Genomic DNA, 19,627 nt, shown 5'->3' with positions numbered 1-19,627 from the left:
TTTATGATAATACCTATAAAATGATTCGTAGGTATAGGTACAATCTTTTCAGAGTACCTATAAAATATTTGGGATGAAGTGGAAGTTTCACTTGAATCCATCTAGGTCTGCTCGTATAAGCACGAAGATACTTTGAAAGGATTTGTGTAAGTTTGATAACTATAATCTCTCACAGAACTATAAATAACTATAATGAAGAAGGCTTTAATAACTGGGATAACAGGGCAGGACGGATCATTCTTAGCAGAGCTTCTGCTCGAAAAAGGCTATGAGGTGCATGGTATTATGCGTCGTTCGAGTTCCTTTAATACTGGACGGATAGAGCACTTATATCTAGATGAGTGGGTACGTGATATGAAGCGAGAGCGGCTCATCAACCTGCATTACGGTGATATGACAGACTCTAGCTCTCTCGTGCGTATCATCCAACTCGTTCAACCTGATGAAATTTATAACTTAGCTGCACAGAGCCATGTGAAGGTCTCCTTTGAGGTGCCAGAATATACCGCTGACACCGTCGCTATCGGGACCCTTCGCCTGCTAGAGGCTGTTCGGATCTTAGGCATGGAACATAAGGTGCGGATATATCAAGCCTCGACTTCAGAGCTTTTTGGAGAGGTCCAAGAGGTACCTCAGCGAGAGACTACGCCCTTTCACCCTCGTTCTCCGTATGCAGTAGCTAAGCAGTATGCTTACTGGATTGGCAAGAACTATCGAGAGAGCTATGGGATGTTTATTTCGAATGGAATACTCTTTAATCATGAGAGTGAACGAAGGGGGGAAACCTTTGTCACTCGGAAGATCACCTTAGCGGCGGCTCGGATCGCTCAGGGATATCAGGATAAGCTATATTTAGGTAATCTCAATGCTCTCAGAGACTGGGGCTATGCAGCAGATTATGTGGACTGTATGTGGCGGATTCTACAGCATGACCAAGCGGATGACTTCGTCATCGCTACCGGAGAACAACATTCTGTTAGAGAGTTTGCGGAGTTGGCTTTTGCTCACGTCGGTATTACTCTAAGATGGGAAGGTGAGGGCATTGATGAAAAAGGGATTTGTCAGCAAAGCGGTAAAGTTCTTATAGAAGTTGACCCTAAGTATTTTAGACCCGCGGAGGTGGAAACGCTCTTAGGTGATCCCTCCAAAGCTCGAGAGCAACTGGGGTGGAATCCAAGGCAGACCTCATTTGGTGAACTAGTGGAAAAGATGGTAAAGCATGATATGCGACACGTCAGGAAGTTGCACATACGTGATAATATGGAGGAGTAGGAATGTTAGAGAAAGATAGTAAGATATATGTGGCAGGGCATCGCGGACTAGTAGGGTCAGCCATATGGAATAACCTGCAGGCAAGAGGCTTTCATAATCTTTTGGGCAAGAGCCATGCTGAGCTGGATCTGATGGATCCTATAGCAACACGGGAGTTCTTTGAGAGGGAGCAACCCGATGCCGTAGTTCTTGCGGCTGCACATGTGGGGGGCATAATGGCCAATAGTAAATATCGGGCAGACTTCATATACAATAACTTACAGATTCAGCATAATGTCATAGGAGAGAGCTGGAGAAATGGGGTGAAAAAGCTCTTATTTCTCGGGAGTACCTGTATTTATCCACGGGATGTTGAGCAGCCTATGCGTGAGGATGCACTGCTTACGGCTCCGCTTGAATACACTAACGAGCCCTATGCGATAGCTAAGATAGCTGGACTAAAGATGTGTGAGAGCTTTAATCTCCAGTACGGAACTAACTTCATAGCCGTCATGCCTACTAACCTATACGGGCCGAATGATAACTTTCACTTGGAGAATAGCCATGTGCTGCCAGCAATGATACGGAAGATACATCTGGCTAAGCTATTGAATGAAGGAGACCTTACTGCTTTGCGTGAGGACTTAAGTAAGCGACCGATACCAGGTTTTGAGGTGAATGATGCCTCTATGTCTGATATTGTGCAAGCCCTAGATAGTTATGGTATTGCCCCTAACCGGGTGACTTTATGGGGGAGTGGGACCCCTTTGCGTGAATTTCTTTGGAGTGAAGATATGGCAGATGCTTCTGTTCATGTCTTGCTGAACGTAGAGTTTGACCAGCTTCATGAAGCCGGTGCAAGTGAGGTACGTAACTGCCATATCAATATCGGTACGGGTGAGGAGATTAGCATTAAGGAATTGGCTTACCTAATTGCTCGGACTGAAGAATTTGAGGGGGATATCCTTTGGGATAAGAGTAAGCCTGATGGTACACCACGTAAGTTGACGAATGTGTGTAAGCTGCATCAATTGGGTTGGCGTCACCAAGTGGAGATACGCGATGGGGTGGAGCGACTCTATCAGTGGTATCTCAATCATTAAGTAAAATAGTGAGAGTAATCGTGTGGGATGGGTCCATATGTTATTTTATGGAGTAGATGGATGACCTTTGTCGGAAGTTTCATGGATATGAAACGGTACGAATTTTCTGCTTTTCATTGTTTGCTTGGTCAGTGGGACAAGTTTTTTTAGCGAGGTGGAGTAGGGGGATATAAAAGGCCATTGTAAACTCTTTTTAAGCTCTATGTTTAGCTCCCGTTAAATTTAAGGTTAATTCACGGGAAACACCTCTAATTTAGGGGGTTTATATTTGAATAGCTCGAGAAAATAGATTAAATTTGAGAGAGATAAGAGCGTGTACAAGATGTTTGCAATGTTGGGTTGGCTTTTTATGGAAAAATGATAAATGAAGGTATTACTATGAGCTATTTAAAATTTGATAGATCAAGCTTGACAAACTTAGAAGAGTCGCTTGAAAGAGAAATATTGTGTGCCAATAGGTGTGGCGGGTACTATTGTACTTCCATATTGGGCTGTAATACTCGCAAATACCATGGAATGCTTGTAGTACCTTCTGATGAGTCACTTGAAAATAGATGGGTTCTGCTTTCGTCACTAGATGAGACGGTTATTCAGCATGGGGCGGAGTTTAACTTGTCCGTACACAGATATGCCGATGGCACTTATAGCCCTAATGGTCATAAGTACATAAGAGAGCTGGACGTAGAAAAGACCACACGAATAGTCTATCGGGTGGGAGGGGTATTGATGTCCAAGGAGTTTATTTTCTCTGAAGATTCCAATCGATTGATTATAAAATACAAGTTATTAGAGGCACACTCTCCGACGACACTTCGTTTCAAGCCATTTCTTGGATTTAGAAAGGTCAAGGCTCTGACTTACGAAAATTCTGCGGTCGATTGGACCCCTCGTGAGGAGGATAATGGCATTTCGTGGTGCTTGTACGAAGGCTTTCCTCGACTGTATATGCAATTCACTAAGAAAGTGAGTTACCTTCACGAGCCTCATTGGAATAAAAATCTCTATTACCATAAAGAGGCAGAGCGTGAACATGCTTGTATAGAAGATCTACCGATACCAGGTTTTTTTGAGTGTGAGATAAAAAAAGGTGAGGAGATATACTTATCTATTTCGGACGAAGCGGTGGAGAGCAAGCGGATCAAACCGTTTTATAAGCAGTGTGAAGATAATCTCATCCATCGTGATTCATTTATTAATGCCCTAAAGCGTTCGGTAGAGCAATTCTATTTCCAACCAGAGGAAGGGGGAAGCTATATCTTGGCTGGTCTGCCTTGGTTTAATGTATGTCATAGAGATCAGATGATAGGACTGACTGCAGCGAGCTTTGGTATAGGTAAGCCAGAGCGATTTGATGCGGTCATGAGTAGTGATCTGGAGGCCTTGTGGAGGTTTTATGAAGAGGGGGTAGAGGATAATATCATTAAGGGATTAGATCAGCCTGATGCTTTACTATGGGTCATCAACTGCATTCATGACTACTCTAGATGGGTAGGGATGGAGCAAACTCGGCAGAAGTATGGAGATGTGGTAGAGCGGGCGATGAGCTATCTCAAGAGTAACAAACACCCTCAGATGAAGCTGAGAGATAATGCTCTTCTATATGCTGTGCCTAAGGATGGGTCTCATCCGATTACATGGATGGATGGCTTGATAGATGGCTATCCCGTGGTGGATAGACAGGGGTATATCGTTGAGTATAACGCTCTTTGGTATGACGCCCTATGCTTTTATAGAGTGTTGTTTAAGAAGGAGGATGATGCTCTGGATGATCTTATTGATAGGGTGAGTGAGAGTTTTGTCCGTGTCTTTGTCAATGAGCATGATTACCTATTTGATTACGTTGCTGAGGGACGTCCTAGGGATTGGAATGTTCGTCCCAATCAACTCTTTGCAGTTGGGCTTTCCTACTCACCTCTGTCTCGAAAGCTACAGCGATCGGTGTTAGATATTGTGACTCGAGAGCTACTAACACCAAAAGGTATTCGTACCCTTTCTCCTAAAAGTGGATACTATAGAGGTTACTGTAATGGGAGCCTAAATGAGCGTACATATGCTTACCTACAAGGTGGTGTATGGACATGGTTGGTATATTATTATCTCAGCGGTTATCTTAAACTCTTTAAGAGGGTAGGGCTCTCTTTCGTGGATCGTCTGACGATTCCATTTGAGGACGAGATGGCATATCATGGTATTGGTACGATCTCTGAGGTATATGATGGTACGCCTCCGTATGTCGCAAGAAATGGGATCTCCTTTATGCCTAGCGTTACTGCGATACTGCGTATTAAAAATAGGATTATTGAATACGAGAAGTATGGGACAGATGACATCTTTGATCTGCGATTGAGTATGACTACTCATCACACATCATCTCCAGATGTTAATTCAGAGGGTGAGAAATCGGAAAAGTGAAAATGTGAAGAAGTAAATATGAAGGCACTAATGTTTGGGTGGGAATTTCCACCACACATATTGGGAGGGTTAGGGACAGCTAGCTATGGACTGACGAGAGGGTTGTCACATCAGCCCGATATGGATATTACCTTTGTCATTCCGAAGCCACATGGAGATGAGGATAATTCTTTTTTACGAATTATCGGGATGTCGCAGGTGCCTATCGTTTATCGTAATGTGGATTCGGAGTATGTGGATTCGAGGATTGGTCATCTAATGTCGCCCGATCTTTATTTCCATTTGCGAAATCATATTTATGATAATTTTTCTTACATGCTAACTAACGACTTAGGATGTGTAGAATTTTCTGGAGCTTATCCTGATAATATTTACGAAGAGATTAATAATTACTCCATCCTCGCTGGGGTGGTGGCTCGTGCTGACGCTTATGATATCATCCACTCACATGACTGGCTCACCTATCCTGCAGGTATTCATGCTAAGCAGGTCACAGGTAAACCATTGGTAATCCATGTGCACGCCACAGACTTCGATAGGAGTAGGGGGAATGTCAATCCTCAGGTCTATGAGATCGAAAAGAATGGTATGGATCATGCCGATCATATCATGTGTGTGAGTGAGCTTACACGCCAGACGGTTATAGAGAAGTATCATCAGCATCCGGATAAAGTAACGGCTGTGCATAATGCCGTAACGCCTCTAGCACCAGAGTTATTAGCTATTCCAGATAAGAGGGGTGTGAAAGATAAGGTAATTACTTTTTTGGGGCGTATCACGATGCAGAAAGGTCCCGAGTTCTTTGTCGAAGCTGCTCACCGAGTGCTTAAGGAGACTAAGAATGTACGATTTATCATGGCAGGTAGTGGAGATATGATGAACCAGATGGTGAGTCTAGTAGCTAAGCGAGGTATCAGCGATCGCTTCCACTTTACTGGATTCATGAGAGGAAAAGAGGTTTATGAGATATACAAGTCTAGTGATGTGTATGTGATGCCCTCTGTATCTGAACCCTTTGGTATCTCGCCATTAGAGGCGATGCAGTGTGGGGTCCCATGTATCATATCGAAGCAGTCGGGTTGTGCTGAGATTTTAGATTATGCCGTAAAGGTTGATTACTGGGATGTGGATGCCCTAGCTGATGCGATGTATGCCCTTGTGTCATATCCAGCTATGCATAAGTTTTTGGCTGATGAGGGATTAAAAGAGGTCAATAGTATCACGTGGGAGAATGTGGGGCTGAAGGTACGGGGTATCTATGATAGGGTGCTTGGCCTATGATTGTGTGAAAAATAGAATATAGAGAATAAATATAAGATATAAGAGTCATGAAGAAGAAAGTTTGTATCATCTTTCAGATCCATCAGCCATTTCGTCTGAAGCGTTACCGTTTCTTTGACATCGGAAATGATCATTACTATTTTGATGACCTCCAAGATGAAGAGATTTTCAGACGTGCTACTGAAGAATCGTATATCCCAGCATTAGAGATGCTGAAGGAGCAAATAGAGGCTACGAATGGAGCTTTTAAAGTCGCGTTTTCAATCTCTGGTACTGCTCTTGATCAGATGGAGATGTACGCTCCAGATATGATTGACAGATTATTGGATCTTCATAAGGCAGGAGAGGTCGAATTCCTAGGTGAGCCTCATGCTCATGGTCTCTCCTCACTCTTTTTTGATAAAGGAGAATTTAGATCTCAAATCAAGCGACACGCCTCTAAGATACAGCTGATGTTTGGTAAGCGACCTTCTGTTTTTCGTAACTCTGACCTGATTTTTGATGATAGTATCGCTGAGACCTTAGTAGATCTAGGCTTTAAAGGCGTGATCACTGAGGGAGCCGAGCAGCTATTGGGCTGGAAATCACCTAACTTCCTTTATGAAAGTGCGGCGAAACCTGGGCTGAATCTTATCCTTAGAAATCAGAGATTTACTGAAGATATTACTAAGAATTTTGGTCGTCAAGATTGGGCAGACTTTCCATTAACAGCAGATAAGTTCGCCTCATGGTTGGCTAGTACCCCAGAAGATGAGGAGTTGATAACCCTTGATATGAGTTTAGACACCCTCGGTTTAGCTCAACCTGCACATACAGGCATTTTTGATTTCTTCAGAGCATTACCAAAATATATTCTTGACTCAGGCTTGGAATTTGTAACACCATCTGGGGCACTTGATACTCTAAAACCAAAAGATCAGTTGGTGGTATCCGAAGCTATATCTTGGTCAGAGAAAGAGAAAAACACACTATCATGGCTCGGTAATGTATTACAGAAAGAGGCATTTGCGAAGTTAGAGCAGTGGTCTGAGAGGACTCGCTTGGTAGGCGATCGTAGCATACTACAGGATTGGTTATATTTGCAGAGTTCGGATCACTTCCTCTATATGTCCACAATGAATAGTGATGCCTGGAGATTTAGTCCGTATGATAGCGCTTATGATGCTTTTAGTAATTACATGAATGTCCTGAGTGACTTTCTCTTACGCGTTGAAGCACAATATCCGAGCTCTATTGAGAATGAAGAACTCGCCGCTTTGCTGACAACAATCCGTAACCAAGATGAAAAGATAAGTCAGTTACAAAAGGAATTAAAAAAGAAAAAGAGTAGTGTTAAATAACATATATAAAACTAATTTCAAAGAATTATTATGAAAGAGATAGAATGGGGAAATTTAGGATTTGGCTATTTCCCAACCGATTACAATGTAAGATCGTATTTTAGAGATGGCAAGTGGAGTGAACTAGAAGTGACTTCTGACACACAGATTTCTATTCATATGGCAGCTACTTGTCTTCACTATGGACAGGAAGCTTTTGAGGGAATGAAAGCGTTCCGTGGTAAGGATGGCAAGATCCGCCTTTTCCGCCCAGATGAGAATGCAAAGCGTATGCGTCGTTCTTGCGAAGGCATCATGATGGCACCCGTTCCAGAGGATCTCTTTATCAAGGCTGTAAAGCTTGCTATTGAGAAGAATAAAGATTTCGTACCTCCTTATGGCAGTGGTGCGAGTCTCTATATACGTCCATTGGTGATTGGTCTAGGAGAGCAGGTCGGTGTTAAGCCAGCAAATGAGTACTTATTTGTAGTCTTCGTAACTCCAGTAGGACCATACTTCAAGGCTGGTTTCAAACCTACTCCTATGGCTATTCTTCGTGGATATGACCGTGCAGCACCACTTGGTACTGGTACCATCAAGGTAGGGGGTAACTATGCAGCGAGTCTAAAGAGTGGTGAGATAGCACACGAAAAGGGTTATTCAGCTGTTCTTTATCTTGATGCTAAGGAGAAGAAGTATCTAGATGAGTGTGGCCCAGCTAACTTCTTTGGTATCAAGGGTGATAAGTACATTACTCCTGATAGTACCTCTATCCTCCCATCTATTACCAATATGAGTCTTTGTCAGATTGCTGAGGATCTAGGTATGACTGTAGAGCGTCGCCATGTCCCAGTAGAAGAGCTAGCAGAGTTTGAAGAAGCTGGCGCTTGTGGTACTGCTGCTGTTATTTCACCTATCGCTCGTATCGATGACTTGGACGAGAATAAGTCTTATGTTTATTCTGAGAATGGTGAAGCCGGTCCTAAGTCTACTAAGCTATACGAAACACTTCGCGGTATTCAGTATGGTGAATTAGAGGATAAGCACAATTGGGTGATGATTCTTGACTAAGATACGTTTTTTATATAAATTTGGGGATGTAATCTGTAAAGGGTTATGTCCCCTTTTTTGTGTAATTATTATTTTAACTTATGAATCTATCAAGAACCACTCTTATAGCACTATTCATTATTGCTATCAGTTATAGTGTATATGCACAAGAAATAACCTATAGATCAACGCTAAAGAATAATAAAGGAGTTCCGATTGATTATGCTACTGTTGTCTTACTCAATTCTAATGCACAAGCCATTACTGTAGGGGCTTCCGATACAGATGGAACATTTACTATCACGGGAGAGGACGCAAAGTTTCTCGAGATTTCACACGTAGCATATCTTCGTAAGAGGGTAACCCTGGATCACCATTTGCCAGAGGTAATAGTTCTTGATGAGAGTGACATAGAGCTTGATGAGCTAGTGATTAGTGCAGAACGTCCTCAGATGAAGATTCTGGAGAACGGGATACCAAGTTACGATGTAGAGGCACTTTTCCAAAAGACAACGGTCACCAATGCCTACGAGATGTTGATGCGGTTACCAGGAGTGACAGAGGAGAATGGCTCTCCATCATTGATAGGGACATCATCGCTAACGATTATCATTAATGGCAAGCGACCCAATCTACCTCAGTCTCAGTTACTACAGATGCTCAAGCAGATTCCATTAGATGCGGTACAGAATGCAGAAGTATCGTATAATCCTATTGCTAAATATGGGGCAGAGGGTGGCTCTATTAATATTGTTCTCAAACCTCAAGCCACAGGGGATGATGAGGTAACAACTCTTGCTGGAGAAGTAAATAGTTATTATGACCAGAGGTATTTTGCTAATGGAGGTGGCGGAGGTTACTTCTCTTATGGGGGGAAGAACCTTTCCGCTCGAATGAGCTACGACTACAGCGGAAATAAAGAGAGATCGGATATGTTCGTCGAGGTAACGCCTCAAGATGCTGGTGCCACAGGACTGACTCCGATTATCTCGGAAAACAGAGGCTTCTATAGATATGATGCACATAAAGCTTTTCTCAACCTTACCTATTCACTTCCCAAGCATGAGGTCTCACTAGATGCTTATACTACTACAACTCCTAAATCAACTAATAATGAGGAGGTTCATGAGATGGGATACCACACTATGATGGAGAAGGTCCCTTCCTCTAATACCTTTCATATCTCGGGGGATTATACATACGATGGGCATTTACGGATAGGGGCTTTCTATACAGTATTTCATCGTTTACGAAGTATGCATATCAAGACGGATAGGAGCTTTGATAATTCATTTAGTTCGTATATCGTGGATAATCGACAAAATAACTACGTGTGGGGCGGTTCTGTGGATAATGAGCATCATCTTAATAAAGGCTGGAAAGTGAACTATGGTGCTAACTTTTTACACTCATCGACCGATGATAGGGTGGATTATTCAGAGCAGAAGGGTACATACAATCTTGAAGATGTTAAAAGCTCATACTCGGAACTATCTGTAGGTGGATATTTGGGCGTGGAAAAGCAAATGACGGATCGCCTGAATTTCTATCTAGGCTTAGTTGGAACCTATATGGATTTTGAGGTCGATCATCAGGGATATGTGGCCCCGCAAGTCAAATTGACCTATATGATCTCACCAACCGATATGTTGCAATTTGGCTTTGATACTCAAGATACTTACCCCACTTATTGGGAGCGGCAGCCATTCACAGACCTGAAAAGTAAGTACCAAGAATGGGTAGGTAATCCAGATTTAAGACCATATACGAGCTATAACAGTCGCTTAATATACATTCTTAAGGGAAAGTATGTTTTCCAAATAACAGATAGCTACGCTCCTAATTATTTTGTACAGCTACTCCATTATGATAAAGATAAGGAGAGAATAGTCTATAACACGCAGAATTGGGCGTACAAAAATTCCTTTTCACTTATCTCGGTGGTGCCTTTCTCATTTTGGGATAGGATGCAAAGTCGTATCATCCTAAATGCAACACTTCAGTCTGAGAAAGCTGATAACATAAATGGCATTTCATTCAATCATAATCGAGTACTCTTTTATTCCAGTCTTTTTAATAGTATACAGATTAGTAAAGCGAAGAAAATTTCGTGGGATTTATCCCTTTCCTACATAACAGGAGGGGTTCAGGGCTATTACGTCTTTTCCGATATATTTAATATCAGCACAGGGTTAAAATGGGTTTCTCAGAATGATAGATGGACTATTGCTCTCAATGCGAATGATCTACTCAATAGACAAGTCCCAAAGATTAGTTCTGATATATCCAGCCAAAAGATATGCTTTATCCCACCTCAAGACTCTCGAAGTATCAAGCTTACTATTAAGTATAACTTCGGTAACTTCAAGAGGAAAGATCCATCCCACCTTGACACCTCTCGTTTCTAGATACGTTTACAATAGCATACAGTAGTAAGATATTCATCAATAAGCTAACTATGTAATGGGGTATATATTTGATAGAAATATATAAGAAAAACAATTTTAGTGATTTTATTCATTTTACTAATGAATGAAACTAATTACGTTTGCTTTTGTTTTGCTAGGTATTATATATTTATTTTACTCAATCGGACTGTGAGTTTAAGTCTTTCTTTTTAGGTAACTTTGTAGTAAATTTCAACTAAAAAGGAAGTAGATTGCTTATCATACTTCAGTTTTGACGATAATGTGTTTATGAGCAATACTATAAATAATGATTTTTATTCTGTTTCAATTGACGGAAAAATTGCACAATATCTCGACTCTTATAAAATTCATAGGGATATTGAAGAAAAAATAGTGATCCCAGAAGATGTAATAAGTAAAGATGGAGCTGTTTTAACGCATACATATCCTCTTAGTACAATACAATCTACGTGTTTAAGTCAAAATAGCGAGGTGTTTGAGTCTACTGGTATTATTCATGATGGAGATTATCCAGCAACAATTAATAGAGCTACACAAATTCCTTCTTTACCTTTTTTTCGTTCATTTGATTTAATACCTTTTCCGCCTCCTCTAAAAACAAGATTTACATTTATAGATCTTTTTGCTGGGATTGGAGGATTCAGATTAGGGATGCAACGGCATGGAGGAGAATGTCTCTATTCATCTGAATGGGACAGGGGAGCAAGACAAGTGTACTTTGCAAACTATGGAGAAGTTCCTTTTGGTGATATTACCCTTAAAAGTACTAAGAGCTATATACCTGAAAAATTTGATCTTTTATCTGCTGGCTTTCCTTGTCAGCCATTTTCTATTAGTGGTAAGATGAAAGGTTTCGAAGACACTCGTGGAACACTAATATATGATGTCTTTGAAATTATTGATCATTATAGACCAAAAGTGGTGATGTTGGAAAATGTAAAGCATCTGCGTTATCATGACAAGGGGCAAACACTTAAAGTTATTCTTCATAGTTTAAGGGAAATGGGATATTATACGGAGTGGTGTGTACTAAATGCTTCCAACTTTGGAGTTCCACAAAACAGAGAACGCATAATTATTATGGCTACTCTAAAGAGGCCTTTTATATGGGATAAACTTAAAAAAGTAAATAATAAGAGTGTAATATTGAGAGACATATTAGAGACTAATTCAGAAGAAAGGTTTGAGTATCTAGATGAACCCTATACTTTAATTGATCAAAGTGATGTGACAGTGCAAAAGAGCGGTCTCATTTTTGTTGGCTATCTTAATAAAAAAATACGTGGCAATGGAGTTCGTCCAGGTACTAATCATTTGTCTAGAGTGCATAAACAGCCTAATCGCATTTACTCATCCCAAGGAGTACACCCAGCGATACCAAGTCAAGAGACTAGTGGACGTTTTTGGATTCTAGACGAAGGAAAAGTACGAAAACTAACAGTACTTGAGTGTTATAGGCTAATGGGGTTCCCTGATAATTTCATAAAGAGCAGTTCTATTAGCGAGCAATATAGGCAAATTGGTAACTCTGTAGCTGTACCAATGGTAGAAGCAATCATTAAAGAGTTACAAGAACAAGATTTTATATGATAGATTCGATATGACAGTAAAATATCAAACAGCAGAAGAGTTACTAGATTCAATTTATGACCAGGTCAAGGTGGGGTTCACATTAGATCTAAAAGACATAAGCCAAAAAACGATACTAAATGACATTGATTTAATCGTTGAAAAATCTGAAAGCCGAAAAGCGGTTTTGGCTGTTTTTTTAACGAGTTTAGTATATAAAATACTTAATCCTCAACAGGATATACGTCTTCATCAAACAGATATGCCTGAAGGATATTCAGGAAGAAGTTTTGATACCATACATATATCCCCGTGGCTTAGAAAGCATAAATTTCCAGCTATGTCTGAGAGTGGATGGCTTACACGTAGTTTTGAGCAGAAATCACCATATACGCTTGATTATAAAGGAGCAATAAGCCCTAGACTACTTAAAAATGCATTTTTAAAATGTATTGATCATATTGAGTCAACTTCTGTCTCTGCTAACGAAAAGCTCGTTTTATTGAAATACTTAATTTCTAAGCTGGTTATCCTAAGGGCCTCAAGTAATCCAACGATTGCTTTGCCGAGAGAACTTAGTATTGATCAAATTGTTTCTCTTCTAAGACAACACTTCGAATATAGTTACTCTGGTCAAGGAGCTGCGAGATTACCAACTCTTGCTTTTTATGCAATTTACAAAGTTCTTATATCAGAAGCAAAAAGATTTGATGGCAAAGAACTTCTTCCGCTTGAGAAACACACAAGTTCTGATAGACAGAGTGGGCGTATGGGGGATATTGATATTGTTAATTCTTATGACTCAACTCCATTCGAAGCTGTAGAAATTAAGTACGGTATTCCTATTACAGTTGATTTAATTGATATTGCTTACGAGAAATTTCAAGGGACTAAGATTGATCGTTATTATTTGCTTTCTACTTCTGATGTTGACTCCGCTGAATGTAATGAAATTATGCAGAAAATCATTGATATAAAACGAGTGCATGGCTGTCAAGTGATAGTTAATGGTGTATATAATTCACTTCGTTACTACCTTCGTCTTATTGTTGACACTTCTGCTTTTATTCAGTATTATACTGAGCAACTTTCAATTGATGAGGCTATTAGATTTGATCATAAAGAAGCATGGAATAATTTAGTTAAAAACTTGTAATAAGGTTACTTTGTCAATTTAAATTTAACATCAGTTGAATTTTAGTGATATGTTCGATACTGTCCCTGGAAAGTATGTAAGTATCAAGATGTTATATAATGTATTTCATTTATGACATTGCTTACTTAGGGAGCAGTATTACTTCTCTGGCCACGCTACGATTTAAAACGGTAAGTCTGAACGAAGACTGTGGAGAGGTGAACAGCGGATGATGTGATATACGGTTATTGAGGATGGGGTTAAAGGATACAAGGCTATTTAGAGGGCTATCGTGTGATTAGTAAAAGGGGAGTATGAGCCTTGCCAGCGACGGAAGAAGTTCTCCTGCTGACGGGCATAGACGCGGCTATTCTTAGCAATCTTCTGTACTGCTTGCTCTAATGATATTTCCCCATCTAGGTATTGGAACATCTCCTTGTAACCAATGGTATTGAGTGCATTCTCATTCCGATAGGGTAGGAGAGCCTCCGCTTCGGCTACTAGCCCATCTGCTACCATCTGATGGACACGCTGATTGATACGCTCATAGAGTACAGCACGCTCACGAAACACATGGTGTACCTCAACGTCGTAGCCAAACTGCCTCCGTTTCTTATGCGAGTGAAACGCTGAGAAAGGTTGTCCAGTAGTGTGATACACCTCTAAGGCTCGTATAATGCGCTTGTGATTATTGGGGTCAATCTTTGTTAAGTATTCAGGATCTACATGCTCCAGTTCGCTTCGGAGGCTCTCCACACCTTTCTTCTCGAATCGTTCCCAGAGATCATTTCTAAGTTCATCCGAGGGAGAAGGGATAGGATCAAACCCCTCCAAAAATGCTTGTAGATACATCATGCTTCCACCCACCATCACGATGATTTCATGCTTAGTAAAAAGTTCGTCAATAAGAGCTAAGGCATCTTTTGCCCATTCATCAGCACTATACGTTTCCCATACCTCACGGCATTGGATAAAAAAATGAGGTACAGCCATGAGCACATCACCCGTAGGAGCATCTGTGCCTATGGCCATACCTCTATATATTTGCCTACTATCGGCTGAAACGATGACGGTAGAGTATCTCTGTGCTAATTGCAGGGCGTATGCGGATTTGCCCACCCCAGTAGGACCCACGACTACAATTAGCTTCCCTCCCACAAGATTATTCCTCTATAGGATCACCCTCAGAGAGCTCGAAGCCCTCGGTGTCGATATCTTCCATGTCAAAGGAGTCACTGTCAAACTCAGCAGTGGGGTCATCCTCTTCCACCTTTCCTGCCACTTCTTTTGCTCCCAACGCTTTCTTCGTAACGGTTGATGATAGCAGCTCCTCCACGTCACTGATCTGTACAGGAGCATCGCCTTTGGAGCGAACTACTTCTGCCTTCTTCAGATTATCCCCAAGAGTGATTTCTCTTAGCTCCATGTAGAAGTACCTATCGCCCAGCATATCGAAGTTAAAGAGTAATCTCTCACCTTCATCCTCCAGTAGTTCATCAAGGTAAGTGCTCTCCATGAGATAAAGCTCCTTATCCGAATGTGTCACCCCCATGTCCATCATGAGGATCTCTTGCTTAGGACGCCAAGACTTATCGGTGAGTACAAAGCGAGTCATCTCACTACTGTCATAGCCTACACTCTCTATGATAGCATCATTTAGTTGTAGGAAAGTAGCACTCGAATCTATCCGTATATCTCGGCGAAAAGCCTCGACTTCGTCACACACTATTACAAATCTGTATATCATTAAATACCCTCTTCTCTTTTACGGTTTGTTAATCAACGGAGCCACCACGAACCACACCACGCTTTGATGACTTAATGAAGTCCACGATAATACGCTTCTCGGGCATCTCCTCATATTCGCTCTCAATCACTTGAATGGCTTCAGAGTTATTAAGTCCTCTATTGTAGAAAGTCCTATAAATATCATTGATCAGGAATATCTGGTCATTATTGAAGTTTCTCCGACGTAAACCTACGAAATTAATCCCACAGTATATCACAGGATCACGACCTATCAATGTATATGGTGGTATGTCCTTAGGGACCTTAGATCCCCCTTGTATCATGGTGTGCTGCCCGATATGTACAAATTGATGAACTAATGTTCCGCCACTGATGATAGCGTGGTAGTCGATTATTACTTCTCCAGCTAATTGAGTCGCATTACCGATGATCACCCTGTCATCAATAACACAGTCATGAGCGACGTGAGCATAAGCCATGATGAGACAGTCATTACCCACCTTAGTATATCCACGAGAAGCCGTACCTCTATTGATCGTCACATATTCCCTAATCACAGTACGGTCACCGACTATGGCTAAGGTCTTTTCACCCTTAAATTTCAAGTCCTGAGGTATTCCTCCAATAACAGAGTAAGGATGAATATGACACTCCTTCCCTATCCTAGACCCATTACGGATCATGGCTCCAGAGTGGATGATTGTACCCTCTCCTATTTCTACATCGGATTCAATAACAGCAAAAGCTGCGATCTCTACACCCTCTCCTATCTTTGCATCGGGTGAGATAACGGCTAATGGGCTAATTAATTCTGTATTCAAAATATTGAAGTCTAAATAATATGTGAAAAATTTAGTTATTAACAGACTTGTCTTTGACCAGTTGAGCCATGAACTCAGCTTCACAGACCAGTTTTTCCCCTACATAGATGAGCCCCCGCATATTAGCAATACCCCTTCGGACTGGGAATAGTAATGAGATCTTGCAGACCATCGTATCACCAGGCACCACTTTCTGACGGAACTTTACTTTGTCAATGGTCAGGAAGTATGTGGAATAATCCTGAGGATTCTCCAACTGATTAAGAATCATCACACCACCCATCTGTGCCAGACACTCCACCTGAAGGACACCCGGCAAAACGGGCTCATCAGGGAAATGACCAGGGAAGAAAGGCTCATCCGAAGTTACATTCTTCACCCCCACTATATGTTCTGGACCGATCTCAATAATCTTATCTACCAATAGCATTGGATATCTATGCGGCATCAAACGACGAACATCATTTACGGTCAGTAGCGGTGTCATGTTTGGGTCGTATAGAGGAGCTTGACTCTCTGTTAGCCTAAGCTCTTTTCTAATCAGCTTAGACAGCTTTGTATTAATAGAATGCCCTGGACATGTAGCGATCACGCGCCCCTGTATTCTTCTACCTATTAGAGCTAAGTCACCGATTAGGTCCAGTAGCTTATGCCTAGCTGGTTCGTTATCAAAGATAGGAGGCGTGTTACTGATGTATCCCAGTTGTGACGCCTCACGTTTATCGGTAACCCCCATCATCTTGGAGAGCTTGTCCAGCTGTTCTTGATCAAGAGCCTCATCATAAATCACCAACGCATTATCAAGGTCACCTCCCTTGATAAGATCAGCTTTTAGAAGCTCTTCAATCTCCCTAACAAATACAAATGTACGAGCCTCTGATATCTCCTTAGGGAAGTCTGCGATGTCCTCGAGGGTTGCAAACTGGTTGGATAAGATCTTAGAGTCAAAGGAAATCAGTACATGAGCCCCAAATGTACTATCGGGCAATAGGGTTATTTTTGACCCCGACTCCGGATCTGCGACTTCTATCTTACGCTTTACTACGTAGATGTCACGAAGTGCTTCTTGCTCCACTACACCTACACCTTGGATCTCCTTGATAAAAGGACCTGCACTACCATCAAGGATAGGCACCTCAGGTGCGTTCACCTCTATCAAGCAGTTATCAATCCCCATAGCATATAGAGCTGCCATCATGTGTTCGATGGTGCTTATTTGCATTTCCTTATTGGATAAGACAGTTCCACGGTTCGTCTTGCTGACATGTTCTGCAAGGGCTGGTAAGGTTGGACTATTTGGCAAATCCACTCTGCTAATCATAATCCCATGATTGATAGGAGCTGGATTGAATTTTATTCTGATGCTTAATCCAGTATGCAATCCCTTTCCCTCCATTTCAAATGAAGCAGCAAGGGTGTGTTGCTTTTTATTACTCATCTCTTTTTATGTTTTCGATTTGTTTCTTCAGTTCTTCTAGTTCCTGCCTAAGCCTATAGATTTCCCTATCCATCTCGGGTAGTTGAATGAATTTAGCCGAAGCCTTCATCGCCTTCATGTGAGGCTGTGCTGGGTATCCGAACCAAACACTATTCTCTTCCTTTATATCAGATTGTATTCCAGATTTTGCAGCCATTGTGACCCCTTTAGCAGTCTTTAGGTGTCCAGCTACCCCGACCTGTCCAGCCAGTACATTCCAAGCTCCGATAGTGGTAGAGCCCGCAATGCCACTCTGAGCGGCTATTGCACTGTGCTCCTGTATTTCACAGTTATGGCCGATCTGTACTAGGTTGTCAATCTTTACACCCTTACGGATGATGGTCGCATCCAGTACCGCTCTATCGATACAAGTGTTAGCACCGATTTCCACATCACTCTCCAGGATGACCCTCCCAGTCTGTGGTATCTTATGATAGCCATTCTCATCAGGAGCAAATCCAAAACCATCAGCACCTAATACGGCACCCGAATGGATGATACACCTTTCACCCACGATCGTCCTAGAGTATAACACAGCGTGAGGGTGAATAATCGTATCGTCTGCGATTTTACAATGATCCTCTAAGTACACATGTGATAGGATCTGTACCCTTTCACCGATTTCAACCCCTGCACCAATCACCGCGTATGGACCCACATAGGCACTCTCTGCGATTACAGCAGAAGGGGAGACCACAGCTTGGGGAGAGATGCCTACTTTCTTTGTCTCCTGCTGATCCCTTAGCTTAAGGAGGTCAGCTAACGCCGTATAGGCATTAGGGACACGGATGAGGGTGGGCTTGATAGGTTCAGTCGTCTGAAAGTCATAATTGACCAAAACGGCACCACTCTTCGTCGTGTAGAGAAAATGCTTGTATTGCATATTGGTAAGGAAGGAAAGCGTATCAGGCCTTCCTTTCTCTATACTACTAAAGTCTCGAAGGACCACACTTGGATCCCCCTCTATGGTTCCCCCTAAATGATCTGCAACCTCCTGGGCTGTAAATTCTATATTCATATCTTTCCGAATTCTGTTAAGTAGCGATCCATCTCTTTCTGAAGATGATGAGCTTGTTCGCCTGCTGCCTCAGCAAAGTCCTTTCCGTTGCTAGCAAAGATGATACCTCTAGATGAATTGACTAATAAGCCACAGTCCTTAGTCATACCATACCGGCTGACCTCTTGTAGTGATCCTCCCTGAGCACCAACACCCGGAACTAATAGGAAATGATCAGGTACCAACTTCCTGATTTTCTCGAAGTAGCTTGCTTGGGTCGCACCACAGACGTACATGATCTCCTCCGAGGTAGCCCACTTTTGGCTTCTCTTTAGCACCTGCTCATAGAGCTTCATGCCCCCGTTTACCTCAAGCTGTTGGAAGTCATTAGCCCCCATGTTTGAAGTCAAGGCTAAGAGGATGACCCACTTACCCTTATAGTTAAGGAACGGCTTCACGCTATCCTCACCCATATATGGGGCTACGGTGATAGCATCAGCCCCAAGCTGTTCAAAAGCCGAGCGCGCATAGAGTCCAGAGGTATTACCGATGTCACCCCTTTTGCTATCAAGGATTACTAAGCAATCAGGATGATTGGTCTGAATGTATCGTATGGTCTCCTCGAGAGCTTTCCAGCCCTCACTTCCCAGCACTTCATAGAAGGCCGCATTCGGTTTGTATGCTACAGCATATTTAGCTGTAGCATCAATGATATCTTTGTTAAATGCAAGCATCCCTTCCGCATCTTTACTCAGATGATCTGGTAACTTTTGCGGGTCACTATCCAAGCCTACACAGAGATATGAACGCTTCTCTTTAATCTTATTAATTAGTTCAGTCTTATCCATAATAACAATAATATTCCCACAAATATCACAAATAATTGGGAGTTAGCCTAATCTTATACACACCTTTCCTACAATCCTTACTTCCTTTATCTCTATTCATTTTGTACACTACCATGTCTCGACTATAGGCTATCACGTTTGATTGTTAATAAGATATTTTACAAATACCTATAAGAGTCCAGTTCA

General features: G+C 41.8%; 15 protein-coding genes. 9 read left to right on the top strand and 6 right to left on the bottom strand.

Annotated elements, in window-relative coordinates; genetic code table 11:
- Positions 1 to 192: 192 nt before the first annotated feature.
- The 9 genes from gmd to QYZ87_01480 all read left to right on the top strand — a co-directional run bounded on the left by gmd (position 193) and on the right by QYZ87_01480 (position 13,570).
- Complete coding sequence (gene gmd, locus QYZ87_01520) at positions 193 to 1,272, top strand: GDP-mannose 4,6-dehydratase (protein MDN4753217.1); 1,080 nt, start codon at positions 193 to 195, stop codon at positions 1,270 to 1,272.
- A 2-nt stretch (positions 1,273 to 1,274) separates the two neighbouring features.
- The gene (locus QYZ87_01515) at positions 1,275 to 2,354 is read left to right on the top strand and encodes a GDP-L-fucose synthase (GenBank protein ID MDN4753216.1); all 1,080 of its coding nucleotides are present in this window, start codon (positions 1,275 to 1,277) and stop codon (positions 2,352 to 2,354) included.
- Between the two features lie 378 nt (positions 2,355 to 2,732).
- On the top strand, positions 2,733 to 4,766 hold the full coding sequence (locus tag QYZ87_01510; GenBank protein ID MDN4753215.1) for a glycogen debranching enzyme N-terminal domain-containing protein: 2,034 nt from the start codon (positions 2,733 to 2,735) through the stop codon (positions 4,764 to 4,766).
- Between the two features lie 18 nt (positions 4,767 to 4,784).
- Entirely contained in the window at positions 4,785 to 6,047 is a 1,263-nt protein-coding gene (locus QYZ87_01505) for a glycosyltransferase (protein ID MDN4753214.1), read from the top strand.
- Between the two features lie 47 nt (positions 6,048 to 6,094).
- Positions 6,095 to 7,387 carry a glycoside hydrolase family 57 protein gene (locus QYZ87_01500; protein ID MDN4753213.1) on the top strand — a complete coding sequence of 431 codons (1,293 nt, stop codon included), beginning with the start codon at positions 6,095 to 6,097 and terminating at the stop codon, positions 7,385 to 7,387.
- A 30-nt stretch (positions 7,388 to 7,417) separates the two neighbouring features.
- Positions 7,418 to 8,437, top strand: coding sequence for a branched-chain amino acid aminotransferase (locus QYZ87_01495; protein ID MDN4753212.1), 1,020 nt, complete (start codon positions 7,418 to 7,420; stop codon positions 8,435 to 8,437).
- Positions 8,438 to 8,517: 80 nt separating this feature from the next.
- On the top strand, positions 8,518 to 10,824 hold the full coding sequence (locus QYZ87_01490) for an outer membrane beta-barrel protein (GenBank protein ID MDN4753211.1): 2,307 nt from the start codon (positions 8,518 to 8,520) through the stop codon (positions 10,822 to 10,824).
- A 288-nt stretch (positions 10,825 to 11,112) separates the two neighbouring features.
- The gene (locus QYZ87_01485) at positions 11,113 to 12,435 is read left to right on the top strand and encodes a DNA cytosine methyltransferase (protein ID MDN4753210.1); all 1,323 of its coding nucleotides are present in this window, start codon (positions 11,113 to 11,115) and stop codon (positions 12,433 to 12,435) included.
- A 10-nt stretch (positions 12,436 to 12,445) separates the two neighbouring features.
- Positions 12,446 to 13,570: a hypothetical protein gene (locus QYZ87_01480; GenBank protein MDN4753209.1), complete on the top strand. Its 1,125-nt coding sequence runs from the start codon at positions 12,446 to 12,448 to the stop codon at positions 13,568 to 13,570.
- A gap of 258 nt (positions 13,571 to 13,828) precedes the next feature.
- Here QYZ87_01480 and miaA read toward each other — a convergent pair whose 3' ends face one another.
- From miaA to pyrF, 6 genes are read right to left on the bottom strand one after another with little or no spacing between them, the layout of a single operon-like run.
- Positions 13,829 to 14,707 (bottom strand): tRNA (adenosine(37)-N6)-dimethylallyltransferase MiaA, encoded by an 879-nt coding sequence (miaA, locus tag QYZ87_01475; protein ID MDN4753208.1) that lies wholly within the window; start codon positions 14,705 to 14,707, stop codon positions 13,829 to 13,831.
- A gap of 4 nt (positions 14,708 to 14,711) precedes the next feature.
- Positions 14,712 to 15,296, bottom strand: a complete 585-nt coding sequence (locus tag QYZ87_01470) for a hypothetical protein (protein ID MDN4753207.1) — start codon at positions 15,294 to 15,296, stop codon at positions 14,712 to 14,714.
- Between the two features lie 28 nt (positions 15,297 to 15,324).
- A complete protein-coding gene (gene lpxA / locus QYZ87_01465; protein MDN4753206.1) occupies positions 15,325 to 16,119 on the bottom strand; it encodes an acyl-ACP--UDP-N-acetylglucosamine O-acyltransferase in 795 nt (264 codons plus the stop codon).
- Between the two features lie 31 nt (positions 16,120 to 16,150).
- Entirely contained in the window at positions 16,151 to 17,557 is a 1,407-nt protein-coding gene (locus QYZ87_01460) for a bifunctional UDP-3-O-[3-hydroxymyristoyl] N-acetylglucosamine deacetylase/3-hydroxyacyl-ACP dehydratase (GenBank protein ID MDN4753205.1), read from the bottom strand.
- The gene (lpxD, locus tag QYZ87_01455) at positions 17,550 to 18,608 is read right to left on the bottom strand and encodes a UDP-3-O-(3-hydroxymyristoyl)glucosamine N-acyltransferase (protein ID MDN4753204.1); all 1,059 of its coding nucleotides are present in this window, start codon (positions 18,606 to 18,608) and stop codon (positions 17,550 to 17,552) included. The genes QYZ87_01460 and lpxD overlap by 8 nt, the downstream gene beginning before the upstream one ends.
- A 2-nt stretch (positions 18,609 to 18,610) precedes the next feature.
- On the bottom strand, positions 18,611 to 19,441 hold the full coding sequence (gene pyrF / locus QYZ87_01450; GenBank protein ID MDN4753203.1) for an orotidine-5'-phosphate decarboxylase: 831 nt from the start codon (positions 19,439 to 19,441) through the stop codon (positions 18,611 to 18,613).
- Positions 19,442 to 19,627 lie beyond the last annotated feature (186 nt).

It is taken from the genome of Porphyromonadaceae bacterium W3.11 (assembly GCA_030434245.1).
Classification (GTDB): Bacteria; Bacteroidota; Bacteroidia; order Bacteroidales; family Porphyromonadaceae; genus Porphyromonas_A.
The sequence above is the reverse complement of the archived record's forward strand: the minus strand, read 5'-3'. Positions and strand labels throughout refer to the sequence as shown.

Bases quoted from the DNA above. Each gene is read 5' to 3' on its own strand.
- QYZ87_01505 (MDN4753214.1), top strand. From the start codon at position 4,785: ATGAAGGCACTAATGTTTGGGTGGGAATTTCCACCACACATATTGGGA.
- gmd (MDN4753217.1), top strand. From the start codon at position 193: ATGAAGAAGGCTTTAATAACTGGGATAACAGGGCAGGACGGATCATTC.
- QYZ87_01500 (MDN4753213.1), top strand. From the start codon at position 6,095: ATGAAGAAGAAAGTTTGTATCATCTTTCAGATCCATCAGCCATTTCGT.
- QYZ87_01495 (MDN4753212.1), top strand. From the start codon at position 7,418: ATGAAAGAGATAGAATGGGGAAATTTAGGATTTGGCTATTTCCCAACC.
- QYZ87_01490 (MDN4753211.1), top strand. From the start codon at position 8,518: ATGAATCTATCAAGAACCACTCTTATAGCACTATTCATTATTGCTATC.
- QYZ87_01515 (MDN4753216.1), top strand. From the start codon at position 1,275: ATGTTAGAGAAAGATAGTAAGATATATGTGGCAGGGCATCGCGGACTA.
- QYZ87_01480 (MDN4753209.1), top strand. From the start codon at position 12,446: ATGACAGTAAAATATCAAACAGCAGAAGAGTTACTAGATTCAATTTAT.
- QYZ87_01485 (MDN4753210.1), top strand. From the start codon at position 11,113: ATGAGCAATACTATAAATAATGATTTTTATTCTGTTTCAATTGACGGA.
- QYZ87_01510 (MDN4753215.1), top strand. From the start codon at position 2,733: ATGAGCTATTTAAAATTTGATAGATCAAGCTTGACAAACTTAGAAGAG.
- pyrF (MDN4753203.1), bottom strand. From the start codon at position 19,441: ATGGATAAGACTGAACTAATTAATAAGATTAAAGAGAAGCGTTCATAT.
- QYZ87_01470 (MDN4753207.1), bottom strand. From the start codon at position 15,296: ATGATATACAGATTTGTAATAGTGTGTGACGAAGTCGAGGCTTTTCGC.
- QYZ87_01460 (MDN4753205.1), bottom strand. From the start codon at position 17,557: ATGAGTAATAAAAAGCAACACACCCTTGCTGCTTCATTTGAAATGGAG.